The sequence below is a fragment of the Spirillospora sp. CA-108201 genome, assembly GCF_050936235.1.
In the GTDB taxonomy this organism is placed as follows: Bacteria; Actinomycetota; Actinomycetes; order Streptosporangiales; family Streptosporangiaceae; genus Spirillospora.
In genome coordinates, this window is sequence record NZ_JBNJNE010000001.1 from 1,637,229 (window position 1) to 1,651,251 (window position 14,023).

Annotated in this window: 13 protein-coding genes and 1 pseudogene; 4 read left to right on the forward strand and 10 right to left on the reverse strand. The window is 74.4% G+C overall.

From position 1 onward, the window contains the following. Window positions 1–509: 509 nt before the first annotated feature. The 3 genes from menD to ACQEU6_RS08060 form a co-directional block, all read right to left on the reverse strand. Window positions 510–2,177, reverse strand: coding sequence for a 2-succinyl-5-enolpyruvyl-6-hydroxy-3-cyclohexene-1-carboxylic-acid synthase (menD, locus tag ACQEU6_RS08050; protein WP_499330187.1), 1,668 nt, complete (start codon window positions 2,175–2,177; stop codon window positions 510–512). Next, on the reverse strand, window positions 2,174–3,103 hold the full coding sequence (locus ACQEU6_RS08055; RefSeq protein ID WP_499330188.1) for an o-succinylbenzoate synthase: 930 nt from the start codon (window positions 3,101–3,103) through the stop codon (window positions 2,174–2,176). Before ACQEU6_RS08055 ends, menD begins: the two co-directional genes overlap by 4 nt. A gap of 85 nt (window positions 3,104–3,188) precedes the next feature. After that, window positions 3,189–4,088 carry a 1,4-dihydroxy-2-naphthoyl-CoA synthase gene (locus ACQEU6_RS08060; protein ID WP_499330190.1) on the reverse strand — a complete coding sequence of 300 codons (900 nt, stop codon included), beginning with the start codon at window positions 4,086–4,088 and terminating at the stop codon, window positions 3,189–3,191. Window positions 4,089–4,199: 111 nt separating this feature from the next. Between ACQEU6_RS08060 and ACQEU6_RS08065 the strand changes: the two genes are divergently transcribed. The 3 genes from ACQEU6_RS08065 (at window position 4,200) to ACQEU6_RS08075 (ending at window position 8,101) form a co-directional block, all read left to right on the forward strand. Continuing rightward, the gene (locus ACQEU6_RS08065) at window positions 4,200–5,363 is read left to right on the forward strand and encodes an AMP-binding protein (RefSeq protein ID WP_499330192.1); all 1,164 of its coding nucleotides are present in this window, start codon (window positions 4,200–4,202) and stop codon (window positions 5,361–5,363) included. Window positions 5,364–5,449: 86 nt separating this feature from the next. After that, window positions 5,450–6,487, forward strand: a complete 1,038-nt coding sequence (locus tag ACQEU6_RS08070; protein WP_499330194.1) for a cation diffusion facilitator family transporter — start codon at window positions 5,450–5,452, stop codon at window positions 6,485–6,487. Window positions 6,488–6,754: 267 nt separating this feature from the next. After that, window positions 6,755–8,101 (forward strand): RNA polymerase sigma factor, encoded by a 1,347-nt coding sequence (locus tag ACQEU6_RS08075; protein ID WP_499330196.1) that lies wholly within the window; start codon window positions 6,755–6,757, stop codon window positions 8,099–8,101. An 81-nt stretch (window positions 8,102–8,182) separates the two neighbouring features. Here ACQEU6_RS08075 and ACQEU6_RS08080 read toward each other — a convergent pair whose 3' ends face one another. The 3 genes from ACQEU6_RS08080 to ACQEU6_RS08090 all read right to left on the reverse strand — a co-directional run bounded on the left by ACQEU6_RS08080 (window position 8,183) and on the right by ACQEU6_RS08090 (window position 11,337). Further along, window positions 8,183–9,385 (reverse strand): esterase-like activity of phytase family protein, encoded by a 1,203-nt coding sequence (locus ACQEU6_RS08080; RefSeq protein WP_499330198.1) that lies wholly within the window; start codon window positions 9,383–9,385, stop codon window positions 8,183–8,185. A 78-nt stretch (window positions 9,386–9,463) separates the two neighbouring features. Then, window positions 9,464–10,351: an ABC transporter permease gene (locus ACQEU6_RS08085; RefSeq protein WP_499330199.1), complete on the reverse strand. Its 888-nt coding sequence runs from the start codon at window positions 10,349–10,351 to the stop codon at window positions 9,464–9,466. Between the two features lie 2 nt (window positions 10,352–10,353). Continuing rightward, window positions 10,354–11,337, reverse strand: a complete 984-nt coding sequence (locus ACQEU6_RS08090; RefSeq protein WP_499330200.1) for an ATP-binding cassette domain-containing protein — start codon at window positions 11,335–11,337, stop codon at window positions 10,354–10,356. A 115-nt stretch (window positions 11,338–11,452) separates the two neighbouring features. Between ACQEU6_RS08090 and ACQEU6_RS08095 the strand changes: the two genes are divergently transcribed. After that, the gene (locus ACQEU6_RS08095; RefSeq protein WP_499330202.1) at window positions 11,453–12,016 is read left to right on the forward strand and encodes a MarR family winged helix-turn-helix transcriptional regulator; all 564 of its coding nucleotides are present in this window, start codon (window positions 11,453–11,455) and stop codon (window positions 12,014–12,016) included. On the opposite strand, the gene ACQEU6_RS08100 is transcribed toward ACQEU6_RS08095, so the two are convergent. The 4 genes and pseudogenes from ACQEU6_RS08100 to nirD form a co-directional block, all read right to left on the reverse strand. Then, window positions 11,968–12,135, reverse strand: coding sequence for a hypothetical protein (locus ACQEU6_RS08100; protein ID WP_499340588.1), 168 nt, complete (start codon window positions 12,133–12,135; stop codon window positions 11,968–11,970). The two genes, ACQEU6_RS08095 and ACQEU6_RS08100, sit on opposite strands and share 49 nt — an antisense overlap. Window positions 12,136–12,211: 76 nt before the next feature. Further along, window positions 12,212–12,385, reverse strand: a pseudogene (locus ACQEU6_RS08105) (sirohydrochlorin chelatase); the annotation flags it as partial. Beyond that, a complete protein-coding gene (locus ACQEU6_RS08110; RefSeq protein ID WP_499330204.1) occupies window positions 12,378–13,592 on the reverse strand; it encodes a uroporphyrinogen-III synthase in 1,215 nt (404 codons plus the stop codon). The pseudogene ACQEU6_RS08105 and the gene ACQEU6_RS08110, both read right to left, overlap by 8 nt. Beyond that, a complete protein-coding gene (gene nirD / locus ACQEU6_RS08115; RefSeq protein WP_499330205.1) occupies window positions 13,576–13,968 on the reverse strand; it encodes a nitrite reductase small subunit NirD in 393 nt (130 codons plus the stop codon). The genes ACQEU6_RS08110 and nirD overlap by 17 nt, the downstream gene beginning before the upstream one ends. Window positions 13,969–14,023 lie beyond the last annotated feature (55 nt).

Sequence of the window (14,023 nt, forward strand, 5' to 3'; positions counted from 1 at the left end):
GGGCATCGCCGTCAGGGAAGGAGCACGGCGACGGCTTGTCGGCGAGCACGGCGGAACGCGGAGCGTCCGGATCGGTCTGCGCCAGACGCTGCGGCCCGAGGATGGCCCCGTAGGCGACCCGCGCCCGCGACGCCGCCCGGTCCGGCGACGTGCTCGTCCAGAGCGGCACCCGGCACGCCTGGCACAACCGCGGCACCGGACCTGCACGGTCGTCGGCGTCGCCATCGGCGCCGACCGCACTCGGCCGGCTTAGAAGGCGCCGGGCAGGGCCCCTACGGTCCGCGCCGCCCCTCCCCCGACGTGGCCCACGAGAGCCACAGGTCGGCGAGTCGGTCTCGTCCAGGAGATCTCAACGACTCATGTGCGTACTGAGGGGTCTCCTCGTCGTTGGTCTTTTGGAGGTTTTGTCGACCGCCATGATCACGCTCCAGCCCGACGCCTTTACATTGTAATTTGAGGGTTGAAGTATTGCGAGGAGGCGTCGGCCCTTCGTGCGGGTGATCTCTCGGTCAGGCGAGGACGTCGCGGACGGCCGCCTGGGCGGCCTTGCGGATCTCCGCGTGCAGGGCCGCGTTCGCTTCCCTGTCGGTGCGCGCCTCGATGATGCGCAGCCCCTCCCCCGCGAGCGCCTTCGGCAGGTCCGCCGCCGCGGCGAGCCGCCGGTACGGGACGCCGTGCGCGGCGGCGACCGCCTCCAGGTCCACCTGGTGCGGGGTGCCGAAGACCCGCTCGAACGGGCCCCGCAGCGCCGCCTGCGGCAGCAGCGAGAAGATCCCGCCGCCCTGGTTGTTCACCACGACGATCGCCAGGTCCGGGCGCCGCTCGCGCGGCCCCAGGATCAGGCCGTTCTGGTCGTGCAGGAACGCCAGGTCGCCCAGCAGGGCGAAGGAGCGGCCGCTGTGCGCCAGCGCCGCGCCCATCGCGGTCGACACCAGCCCGTCGATGCCGCTGGCGCCCCGGTTCGCCATGATCCGGATGCCGCGGCGCGGACGCATCACCTGGTCCAGGTCGCGGATCGGCATGCTCGCCGCCGTGAACAGCAGCGACCCGCCCGGCAGCGCCGCGGCCATGTCGCGGGCCAGCCGCGGCTCGCTCACCTCGGGGACCGCGTCCAGGACGGCGTCCACCGCCGCGGCCGCCGCCCGGTCGGCCGCCCGCCACGACTTCAGCCACGTGTCGTCGCCCGACACCACCGGGATCTCGACCTCCGGCGCCACCTGCGTCGCCGACCGGACCGGGTCCGGCCAGTGCGCCAGGTCGGGCGCCAGGACGATGTGCTCCTCCGCGCGGCGCAGCAGCGACAGCAGCGGACGTGACAGGCCCGGCTTGCCCAGCGTCACCACCACCTCGGGACGGTGCCGCTCCACGAACTCCTGGACGCCCAGCAGGAAGTGGTGCGACGACAGCGCGTGATCGCCGTACCGGGCGTTGCCGTTCGGCTCGGCCAGCACGGGCCACCCCGCCATCGACGCCGCCGCCACGTACCGCTTGACGTTCACCGCGCCGTCCCCGACCACCAGGACGCCGCGCCGCGTCGGCGGCACGTGCAGCACCGACCCGGGCGTCGCCGGGCGCACCTTGGTCCACGCGCCGGTCGCGTCGCCGTCGAGGGGCTCGCACCACGTCTCGTCGCCGTCGGGGATCAGCGGCTCGCGGAACGCGGCGTTCATGTGCACCGGCCCGGGCACGGGCGCCTGCGCCAGCCCCCACGCGCGGCTCACCAGCGACCGCCAGTACGCCACCATGCCCGGACGGTTCTCCGGGACGCCGATCTCGGCGCTCCACCGCACCGCCGTCCCGTACAGCTTCACCTGGTCGATCGTCTGGTTCGCGCCCGTGTCGCGCAGCTCCGGCGGCCGGTCCGCCGTGATCACGATGAGCGGGACGCCGGACTCGTGCGCCTCCACCACCGCCGGATGGAAGTTCGCCGCCGCCGTCCCCGACGTGCACACCAGCGCGACCGGGCGCCCCGACCGCTTCGCCAGGCCCAACCCGAGGAACGACGCCGACCGCTCGTCGATCCGCACGTGCAGCCGCAGGCGGCCCGCCTCCTCGGCGGCGTGCAGCGCCAGCGCCAGCGGCGCCGACCGGGACCCCGGCGCCAGCACCACGTCGGTCATCCCGCAGCGCTGGAGCTCGTCGACCAGGACGGTCGCCAGCGCGGTCGCCGGGTTCACGGCGCCACCCCCACCACCACAGGGCCGTCCAGATGGGCCTGCGCGGCCAGCGCCCGGCTCCGCCAGGGCGCGGCGGGCGCCTCCCAGCGGCCCAGCGCCTCCTCGTCCACCGCCGGCCGGCGCACCTCGATCTCCCCCGCGACCGGACGCAGCGGATCGCGCACGACGTCGCCCTCCAGCAGCGACAGCGTCCCCAGGCCGCAGGCGTACCGCAGCTCCGGCAGCGCGGCGGCCAGCGCCACCCCCGCCGCCAGCCCCACCGACGTCTCCACCGCGCTCGACACCACCACCGGCAGCCCGCACGCCTCCGCGACCCGCAGCGACGCCGCGACCCCGCCGAGCGGCTGCACCTTCAGCACGGCCACGTCGGCGGCGCCCGCCGCGCGCACCTTCAACGGGTCCTCGGCGCGGCGGATCGACTCGTCGGCCGCGATCGGCACGTCCACGCGGAGCCGCACCGCCGCCAGCTCCTCCAGCGTCGCGCAGGGCTGCTCGGCGTACTCCAGCTCCCACCGGTCCAGCGACCGGATCATCCGGGCGGCGCGGTCGACGTCCCAGGCGCCGTTCGCGTCGATCCGGACCCGGCCCTGCGGGCCGATCGCCGCGCGGACCGCCTCCACCCGGGCCAGGTCGTCGGCGTCGGTCTGGCCGCGCTCGGCGACCTTGACCTTCGCGGTCCGGCAGCCGGACTCGCGCGTCATCTCGAAGGCCCGCTCCGGGCCTACCGCCGGGATCGTCGCGTTCACCGGGATCCGGTCGCGGACGGGCGCCGGCCATCCCTCCCGCGCGGCCTCCCGGGCCGCGGCCAGCCAGCGCGCGCACTCGGCCGGCCCGTACTCGGCGAACGGCGAGAACTCCCCCCAGCCGGCGGGGCCCCGCAGCAGGGCGCCCTCCCGCCGCGTGACGCCGCGGAACCGCGTCCGCATCGGGATGGAGTACACCCGCACCCGCCGACCCCCTGACCTGACCGTTTGATCACGGCATTTCGGATCACACCGTGCACTCGGACCCTTAGTAGTACCACGGGAAACGCGACCAATCGGGATCGCGCTTCTCCAGGAAGGAGTCCCGCCCCTCGGCGGCCTCGTCGGTGCCGTAGGCAAGGCGCGTCGCCTCCCCGGCGAACACCTGCTGCCCCACGAGACCGTCGTCCACGAGGTTGAAGGCGTACTTCAGCATCCGCTGCGCCGTCGGGCTCTTGCCGTTGACCTTGCGCGCCCACTCCAGCGCCGTCGCCTCCAGCTCGGCGTGCGGGACGACGGCGTTCACCATGCCCATCCGGTGGGCGGCCTCGGCGTCGTACTCGTCGCCCAGGAAGAAGATCTCCCGGGCGAACTTCTGCCCCACCTGCCGCGCCAGGTACGCCGACCCGAAGCCGCCGTCGAAGCTCGCCACGTCCGCGTCCGTCTGCTTGAACCGCGCGTGCTCCCGACTGGCGAGCGTGAGGTCGCACACCACGTGCAGGCTGTGCCCGCCCCCCGCCGCCCAGCCCGGCACCACGCAGATGACGACCTTGCCCATGAAGCGGATCAGCCGCTGCACCTCCAGGATGTGCAGCCGCCCCGCCCGCGCCGGGTCGATCGTGTCGGACGTCTCGCCCTCGGCGTACCTGTATCCGTCCCTGCCGCGGATCCGCTGGTCCCCGCCCGAGCAGAACGCCCAGCCGCCGTCCTTCGGCGACGGCCCGTTGCCCGTCAGCAGCACGCAGCCGATGTCGCTGGACATCCGCGCGTGGTCCAGCGCGCGGTACAGCTCGTCCACCGTGTGGGGCCGGAACGCGTTGCGCACCTCCGGGCGGTTGAACGCCACCCGCACCGTCCCGTGGTCGACGGCCCGGTGGTAGGTGATGTCGGTGAAGCCGAACCCCTCGACCTCTTTCCAGGCGTCCGCGTCGAACAGCTCCGAGACCATGTCTTCCTCTCCGTGGGCGACCGCGCCGCGGCCGGGGCGCGGCGCTCGGGCACCATTCAACCGGCCCCACGTTTGAACGCGTTCAGCGGGGTCGTCTACGCTGACGAGATCATGGATCGCCCGCTGCACGCCGTCGTCCTGCCGCCCGGCCCCCGGCTGCTGGACGCCCTGGCCGGCGCCCTCGACGACGGTCCCGCGATCTGCCCCCTGCCGCCGGACCTGCCCGAGCCCGCGCTGCGCGCCCTCCTGGACGCCCTGGCACCGGACGCGATCGAGACCGCCGGCGGCCTCGTCCCGCACTCCCCCGGCGGGGGGAACGCACCCGTCGACGCCGACACCGCCGTGCTCATCCCCACGTCCGGGTCCACCGGCGCCCCCAAGTTCGTCGAGCTGTCGGCCGGCGCGCTGCGCCACTCCGCCGCCGGCACCCTCGCCCGCATCGGGGCCGGGCCCGGCGACCGGTGGCTGTGCTGCCTGCCCACCAGCCACATCTCCGGTGTCCAGGTCCTCGTCCGCTCCCTCGTCGCCGGCACCGACCCCGCCATCGCGCCCCGCTTCGACGCCGCCGCCGTCGCGGCCGCCGACGGGTTCCACGTCTCGCTCGTCCCCACGCAACTGCGCCGGCTGCTGGACGCCGGCGCCGACCTGTCCCGGCTCGGCGCGATCGTCCTCGGCGGCGCCGCCGCCTCGCCCGGCCTCCTGGCCGAGGCGCGCGGGCGGGGGGCCCGCGTGTTCACCACCTACGGGATGAGCGAGACCTGCGGCGGGTGCGTCTACGACGGCGCGCCGCTGGACGGCGTGCGCGTCGCGCTCGGCGACGGCGGCCGGATCCGCCTCGCGGGCCCCTCTTTGTTCACCGGCTACCGGCTGCGGCCCGAGCTGACCGCCGGGGTCCGGGACGGCGACTGGTTCGTCACCCAGGACCTCGGCGCGATCGAGGACGGCCGGCTCCGCGTCCGCGGCCGGCTCGACGACGTGATCAACACCGGCGGGGAGAAGGTCGTCGCGGGCGAGATCGCCACCGCGCTGTCGCGGCACCCGAAGGTCCGCGACGTCGTCGTGGTCGGCCGGCCCGACCCCGAGTGGGGCGAGCGGGTCACCGCGGTCGTCGTCCCCGCCGCGTCCGGCCTGCCGGACCTGACCGAGCTGCGCGCGTTCGTGCGCGAGACGATGCCCCCGTACGCGGCGCCGCGCGAGCTGGAGCTGGTGGAGGCGATCCCGCTGCTGGCGTCCGGGAAGCCCGACCGGGCCCGGCTCCGCGCCCCCGCGCGCTGACGGCGCCGCGCCCTGACGACGCCGCGCGGGCGCGTCTCCGCCAGCACCGCGCATGGCGGGCTGACCACCTGGGCAGAGGACGGACCATGGCGGCACAGAGCGATGATCAGCATGAGGACGGGCGGCGGGACGGCGGGGCGAAGGACGAGAGCCGCCTGACCGTCGCCCTCGCCTTCGCCGCCAACCTCGGCATCGCCATCGCCAAGATCGTCGCCGCGCTGATCACCGGTTCGGCGTCGATGGCGGCGGAGGCCGCGCACTCGATCGCCGACACCTTCAACGAGGTGCTGCTGATGGTGGGGCTGCACCGCAGCGGGCGCCCTGCCGACCGCCGCCACCCGCTCGGCTACGGCAAGGAGCGCTACATCTGGACCCTGCTCGTCGCCGTCGCGATCTTCGGGATGGGCGCGCTGTTCTCCTTCTACCAGGGCGTCCAGACGCTCACCGGGCACCGGGGGGCCGCCGAGACCGGCACGGTCGTCGGGTACGCGGTGCTCGCGGTCGCGTTCGTGCTGGAGGCGGTCTCGTGGCGGCAGGCCGTGCGGCAGGTGAGGGCCGCCGCGCGGGAGGAGGACCTGCCGCTGCGCGCCTACATCCGCCGCACCGACGAGCCCACCTCGGTCAGCGTCCTGCTGGAGGACTCGGCGGCCCTCGTCGGCCTGGTCATCGCGTTCGGCGGGCTGGGCCTGCACCAGCTGACCGGCTCGGCGACCTGGGACGCGGTGGGCTCCCTGCTCATCGGCGTGCTGCTGTCCGCCGTCGCGCTCGTCCTCGGCCGGATCAACCTCAACCTGCTGATCGGTTCGCAGGCCGACCCCCGGCTCGTCGCCGACGTCCGCGCCCGCCTCGGCCGCGCGGACGAGGTGGAGTGGGTCGTGGACATCGTCACCGTCACCTTCGGCGCCGACCGCGTCCTGGTCTGCGCCCGGCTCGACTTCCGCGACACCCTCTCCGCCGCCGAGGTCGAGCGCGCCTGCGTCCGGATGGCCGCCGAGCTGCGCGGCGCGCACGAGGAGGTCGACGAGGTGTTCCTCGAACCCGTCCCCCGCGACGACCCTGAACTGCGCGAACGGGTCATCGCGCGTTATGGTCGGACATTGCGGCCCAGGGATTCGGAGGCGTAGTGGTCTATCTCACGTCATGGCGACCGCCGCCACGACCAGGGGCCTTTACGAAGTAAGGTTGAAACGGACCGGTTCGGGCGGTGTGAAACCGCTGGCCGTGGGCACCACGACCGTCTGGATCGCTCCTTCACGATCCCCCGGCGGAACGCCGCCCGGTGACGGAGCCGGGAACAACAGGCCCGTCCTGCGACGTTCCGTTAAGTGCGTGCGCCACGAGCGAACACAATCCGCGCCGCACTCACACACCGAAGGGAGGGGGGTGTCCTCATGCCGCGAAGCGCCGTCGAGACCCCGCTCACGGAGTCGCCGAGCCCCGCGCTCGACGACCTCCTGAAGCGTGGCCGCGCCCACGGGCGCCTCTCGCTCGACGAGGTGAGGGGGGCCTTCGAGACCGCCGGGATCAGCCCGGCCCAGGGCCGCTCCATCCTGCGCGAGCTGTCCGAGGCCGGCATCAGCCTGGCGGGCGAGCCCGACGCCGTCCGCACCATGGCCGCGGCCGCCGACCACGCCGGCGGGGAGACCGCCCAGGACGCCTCCGGCGCCCCCCGGAAGCGCGCCGCCCGCAAGGGCGCCGTCAGGAAGACCGCCAAGGCCGCCGGCACCCCGGCGCGGCCGGGCGGGCAGGACGACGCCCCCGCCGACGAGGGGTTCGAGGTCACCGAGGTCGAGGTCGAGGAGAACTCCGCCGACCTGGACGACCAGTCGACCACGATGGGCGACTCCGTCCACACCTACCTCAAGGCCATCGGACGCCGGCAGCTCCTCACCGCCGAACAGGAGGTCGACCTCGCCAAGCGCATCGAGGCCGGCCTGTACGCCGAGCACAAGCTGGAGAGCGAGGACCTGTCCCCCGCCGTGCGCGCCGACCTGGAATGGGTCGCCGCCGACGGCCGCCGCGCCAAGGCCCACATGCTGGAGGCCAACCTCCGGCTCGTGGTGTCGGTCGCCAAGAAGTACTCCGACCGCGGCCTGTCGCTGCTGGACGTCGTCCAGGAGGGCAACCTCGGCCTGATCCGCGCCGTCGAGAAGTTCGACTACTCCAAGGGCTACAAGTTCTCCACCTACGCGATGTGGTGGATCCGGCAGGCGATCCAGCGCGGCTTCGCCGACTCGGCCCGCACGATCCGGCTGCCCGTCCACGTCCTGGAGATGCTCAGCAAGCTGAGCCGCGTCGAGCGCGACATGCACCAGCGCCTCGGCCGCGAGCCCACCCCCGAGGAGCTGGCCGCCGAACTGGACAAGAGCCCCGAGCAGGTCCGCGAGCTGCTGCGCACCAGCCGCCAGCCGATCAGCCTGGACTCCACCATCGGCGAGGACGGCGAGACCCGCATCGGCGACCTCATCGAGGACACCGACAGCCCCGAGGCGTCGGAGCTGGTGGACCGCCAGCTCATGGCCGACCAGCTGCGCCGCACCCTCGACATCCTGTCCCCCCGCGAAGCCAAGATCATGGCGATGCGTTTCGGCCTGTACGACGGGACGCCGCGCACGCTGGACGAGATCGGCAAGGCCCTCGGCCTGACCCGCGAGCGGATCCGGCAGCTGGAGAAGGAGTCGCTGTCCAAGCTGCGGCACCCCAGCAACGCCCGCCCGCTGCTGGACTTCGCCGTCTGAACCGCCCCCGGCCCGGCACGCGAAAGGGGCCCGCGAGACCGTGACGGTCTCGCGGGCCCCTTTCGCGTCGCGCGGCGGCGGTCAGCAGCCCCGGACGGCGAACGCCAGGAACTGGGTGGCCTCGCGCTCGTCGAAGTTGTCGTCGGAGCCGACGACCAGGGTGCACTCCCCCGACCTCAGGCGCGGCCCCCACGCCAGCGCCTCCAGGTTCTGCGTGGGGTCGGCGTAGCGGCCGAGGTCGGCGACGAGGCGCTTGCGCGCCGGGCGGAACCGCCCGCCCTCGACGAGCCGGTCGCGGCGCCGCACGTCCGTGGCGCCCCTCAGGTCGAACTCGTACAGCCGGACCTTGTATCCGACGCCCTCCAGCCATGACCGCTCCAGCGCCAGGAACCGGTGGCCGCCGGCGGCGAGGATCTCCGAGACGCCGCTGTCGGCGGCGCCTGCGGCCGGCTTCGGCGCCGCCGGGAGCCGGTCGACGGGATAGGCGTACTGGGCGGCCGCGTGCCCGGCTCGGTCCCACAGGGTGAGGCGGGTCATGGCGCCGTGCCGGACGGTCGGCGGCTCCCCGTCCTCGTACCGGGGGCCTTCGGCCATCGCGGCGACGCCGTCCGGGGTGAACGTGAGCGCCTCGAAGCCCGCGTTGCGGCGCGGACCGCGGTGCTCCTCGGTCAGCCGCATCGACGGCGGGAGGCGCAACTCCCCGGCGTACCGGCCGTCCCGTCCCGCCCACCGCAGCGACATCGGCGCCAGGGGGACGTCCTTGTGCGTCTCGTCCGGGCGGTCGCCCTCGCTGCCCCACAGGACGCGCCGGGAACGCGGGTCGAAGCGGATCGTCTCCGGGTCGACCGACCCGGGCTTGCCGAACCCGGGGTAGGGCCGCCCGTCCGGGCCCCGCAGCGTCGACACCCCGGTGATCCGGACGCCGGTGAACGCGCCGGTGGCGGGGTCGATGTCCAGGCTGCCGGTGTAGAACCGGGCCGGGTCGTAGCGCCACCGGTCGTCGGAGACCAGGTACCAGGTCCCCGTCCGGGGGTCGCGGTCGATGCCCGACAGCCCGCCGACCGTGGTGCCCCCGAACTTCGCCATGTGCGGCAGGCGCCGCTCCCCCAGGAACCGCGTGATGCGCAGCCCCTCCGCCGCGGCGGCCGTCCGGGACCCGTCCGCGGCCTCCGCGCGGAACCGTCCGTCCGCGGCCGCGGCACCCGTCACCGCCGCCAGGACGGCGGCCGTCGCCGCCGCCCCGCGCCATATCGCCCTGTGCCCGTTCACGTCGCTCGCCGTCACCCTTCGCATCCGACCGAGTGCGCTGTGTCGCGCACGCGGTCAGTATCCTTCAACACGGTGGGTGACGGCGGCCTTTTCTCAGTCGACGCGGCGGAACTCCAGGATGGCCACGCCCATCAGCCCGACGCCCATGCCGAGGACGAGCAGGATCTCCAGCCAGATGGGGACCACCCAGCCGCCCCAGGTGACGCCCGGGTCGAACGTCCGCATCAGCTGCGGCGAGACGTCCAGGCGGGAGAACACCGCGTGCCGCAGCGGGTCGACGGCGTAGGTGAGAGGGTTGAACCGGGTCAGCACGGTCAGCCACGCGGGGAGCCCGCTCAGCGGGTACAGGGCGCCGGACAGGAACATCATCGGCATCATCGCCATCTGCATGAGGCCGAAGAACGACTGCATGCTGGTGATCCGCGCGGCCATCATGACGCCGAACCCGGTGAGCGCGAACGCCCCGACGAACATCAGGCCGAGCAGCTCCAGCAGCAGCCCCGGGTCGTAGGGGACGCCGGCGAGGCCCGCCAGCAGCACGATCACCGCGCCCTGGAGGGTGGCCACCAGGGCGCCCCCGATGCACTTGCCGACGACGATCGCGGCGCGGCTGACCGGGGCGACGAGCATCTCGCGCAGGAACCCGAACTCGCGGTCCCACACGATCGACCCGGCGGAGAACATCGCGGTGAACATCACCGACATCGCGCACACGCCGGGGAAGATGAAGGTCTTCAGGTCGACGTTCCCGGCGGGGCCGCCGCCGCTGGCCATCAGGTTGGACAGCCCGGTGCCCATGACCAGCAGCCACAGCACCGGCTGGACGAGCCCGGACACCATCCGCAGCTTGTCGCGCCAGAACCGGATCAGCTCCCGGTGCAGGACGATCTTCACGGCGCGCAGGTCCTGCCGCAGGCCGCGCTCGGGCACCCTGACCCGGACGACCCCGGCGCCCGCCGCCTTCTCGGCCGTGCTCGCCATCGTCACCTCCTCATCGCGCGCATCGCGACGCGCATCCCGTCGCTCGCCGAGGCCTCGGCGTCGCGGATCGTGGTGCCGGTGAAGGACATGAACACGTCGTCCAGGGACGGCCGCGCCACGTTCACCGACCTGATCGGCACGCCCAGCTCGGCGAACAGCCGCGGGACGAACGCCTCGCCGGAGGCCACCGAGAACGCGACCGCGCCCTCCGACACGACCGCCTCCAGCCCGAACCGGTCCTTCAGCGCGGCGATCGCGGCCTCGTCGTCGGCGGTCTGGATGCGGATCCGGTCCTCGCCGACGCCGGCCTTGAGCGCCTCGGGGGTGTCCAGCGCCACGATCCGCCCCGAGTCCATGATCGCGATGCGCTCGCAGAACTCGGCCTCGTCCATGTAGTGCGTCGTCATGAAGATCGTGATCTCCTCGGCGTCCTGCAGGTGCCGGATGTACTCCCAGATCGAGGCCCGGGTCTGCGGGTCCAGGCCGACGGTCGGCTCGTCCAGGAACAGCACCCGCGGGGAGTGCAGCAGGCCCCGCGCGATCTCCAGGCGGCGCTTCATCCCGCCGGAGTAGGTCTGCACCAGGTCGCCGCGCCGGTCCCACAGGTTGACCATCTCCAGCACCTGCCGGATCCGGTCGGCCGTCAGGGAGCGCGGCACCCCGTACAGCTCGGCGTGGAAGCGCAGGTTCTGCTCGCCCGACAGGTAGCCGTCGAGCGTCGGGTCCTGGAACACCAGCCCGATGTTGCGGCGGACGTCGTCGCGCTGACGCACCACGTCGTACCCGGCCACCCGCGCGCTGCCGCCGCTCGGCCGCAGCAGGGTGCACAGCATGTTGATCGTCGTGGACTTGCCCGCGCCGTTCGGGCCGAGGAACCCGAAGATCTCCCCTGGCCGCACGGCGAAGTCGATGCCCCGCACGGCCTCCACGTCGCCGAACCTCTTGGTCAGGCCGTCGACCTCGACGGCCGGTTCCCCGTCCGGCATGGGGCCTCCCTCCACGATGGACCAAACACCCATATTTTGGGCCATCCAACGGTAGGAGTAACCTATTTCTCAGGTCAAGAGAAATAGGACCGGCCAAGAACCTGAGGGAGCAGTCGTGGAGGACCGGCCCGATCCCCTGTGCGCGTCGCCCACCTACCTGCTGTTCGAGACCGGGCGGCTCGTGCGGCGCACCTCCGCCCGGCGGTTCCCCGACCGGCCGAGGCTGCCCGCCCTGCTCGTGCTGTCGTGCGTGGCGCGGCACGGGCCGCTGTCGCAGCGCCAGGTCGCCGAACGGCTGCGCATGGACGCCGGCGACCTCGTCGGCATCGTCGACGCGCTGGAGGAGGCCGGCCACGTCCGGCGGCGCCGCGACCCCGAGGACCGGCGCCGGTACGCGCTCGACGCCACCGAGGACGGGCGGCTCTTCCTCGGCGCCTGCCTGGACGACCGCGCACGCCTCGACGACGCGCTGTTCGAGGCGCTGTCACCCGACGAGACGCGCCTGCTCAAGGACCTGCTGCTGCGGATACTCGTCCACCACGACGAGCGGTTCGCCCGCCCCCCGGACGCGCGGGGCCCGCGGGAGGCGCCGGGGCCGCACGAGGAGCCGCTCCGGGAGGACGGCGCGGCTCAGCGGACCGGCAGCGCGGTCGCGAGCGGCAGCACGGCCTCGTCGTAGCGGCGCAGGACCAGCCGGGCCGCCGCGCCGTGCGCGCCGATCGGCTCGGCGACCGCGTCGGCGCCGCAGTCCCGCATCCGGTCGTGGAAGCGGCCGGGCGCCAGCAGGTAGGACGCCACGGCGACCCGGCGGGCGCCGCCCCCGCGCCAGCAGCAGCGGGACCACGACCACCGGGCCGCCGCGCAGCCCCTCCGCCGCCTCCTCCAGCGACGGCCCGCACAGCTCGCCGTGCGCCTCGGCGACCCGCAGGCCCGGCCGCATCGCCCGCACCCGGTCCAGCAGCGCCCGCACCACCGCGGCCCCCGCCGGGTCCCGGGTGCCGTGCGCCACCGCAAGCAGCGCGGGCGCCGCCGCTCCGGCCTCAGCCACCGGCGCCCGCCGGGAGCCGGTCGACGATCCGCGGGTCGCACGCCAGCCGGTAGCCGCGCTTGACGACGGTCTCGACGATGCCGGGCCGGCCGAGGCCGCGCCGCAGCCGCGCCACCGCCATCTCCACCGCGTGCTCGTCGGCCTGCGGGCGGGCGTCGCGCAGACGCGCGTCCCGCGTCCAGGCGTCCCTGATCCCGGGCGCGACGGCCAGCCGGCCCGGCAGCACCCCGCACAGCTCCGCCCGCGACACCACGTGACCGGGGCGCCGCGCGAGGGCCCGCAGGATCGCCATCGGCGCGGGCGCGATGGGCCGCAGCTGACCGTCCAGAACGACGGCGTGCCCGCGCAGCTCCAGCGAGAACCCCCGCACCGACAGCCGCCGCGACCGGCGCCGCGGCAGGTCGGCGACCAGGGCCCGCACGAGCGCGCCGAGCCGGGCGCGTTCGGGCTGGACGGTCGGGACGCCGCGGTCGGTGAGCGCCTGCGCGGTGACCGGGCCGACGCACGCCGCCACGACATGGGTGCGCAGGGCCTCCAGCAGGGCCTCCTCCAGGTCGTCCTCGGCCGCGACGGCGAGCGTCGCGGCGACCGCCGGGGCGCTGGTGAAGGTGATCGCGTCGATCGTGCCCGCGACCGCCTGGCCGACGAGGCGGCGCAGCTGCGTGGAGTCCTCGGACCGCGACCACCGGTACACCGGGATCTCGATCACCTCGGCCCCCGCCGCGCGCAGCGCCGCGATCAGCTCCGGCTGGCGCTCCCCGTACAGCTGCACGGCCACGCGCGCCCCGGCCGGGTCCCGGTCCAGCAGGTGCCGGATCACCTCGGCGCACTCCTCCGAGTCCGGCGACCAGCGCTCCTGCAGGCCCGCCGACCGGATCGCGCCGCGCGCCTTCGGGCCCCGCGCCAGGATGTCGGTCTCGGCCAGGCGGGCGATGAGGGCGTCGCGCATGCCGTGCCCGTCGGCCGCCTCCAGCCAGGCCCGGAACCCGATCCCGGTCGTGACCACGACGTGGTCGAGCGGCCCGGCCAGGCACGCCCGGGTGGCCTCCAGCAGCTCGGCGTCGTCGGCGAGCGGGACCAGGCGGATGGCGGGCGCCAGCACGACCCTCGCCCCGCGCCGCTCCAGCAGCGTCGCGAGCTCCTCGTGGCGCCGGGCCGCGGTCACGCCGACGGCGAACCCGGCCAGCGGCTCACTGCCGGTGCTCATCGGTGAGCGCCACCTCCACCCGGTCCCCGGAGCGGCGGACCGGGAAGGTCGGCAGCGCCACCCGGGGGTCGTCCAGGCATGCCCCGGTCCGCAGGTCGAACACCTGCTTGTACATGGGGGACGCGACGGTCGGCGCCTCGTCCCTGGTGCCGAGGATCCCCCGCGACAGCACGTAGGCGCCGCTGAACGGGTCGAGGTTCGACAGCGCGTACAGCCCCCCGTCGAAGGTCCGGAAGATCGCCACCTGCGTTTCGTCGACCATCGCGCAGGCCCCCCGCTCGGGGGTCAGGCCTGCGTAGGAGCAGATGTCGAACCAGCGGGCCGCGGGGCGGCCCGCCCGCTCCCTGACGATCGTCGCTTCGGGTGTCGTGGTCATCGCGCGGCAACCTCCTGGCGGGGAACTGTCCGATGGTCCGATACTCGGAAGGGGC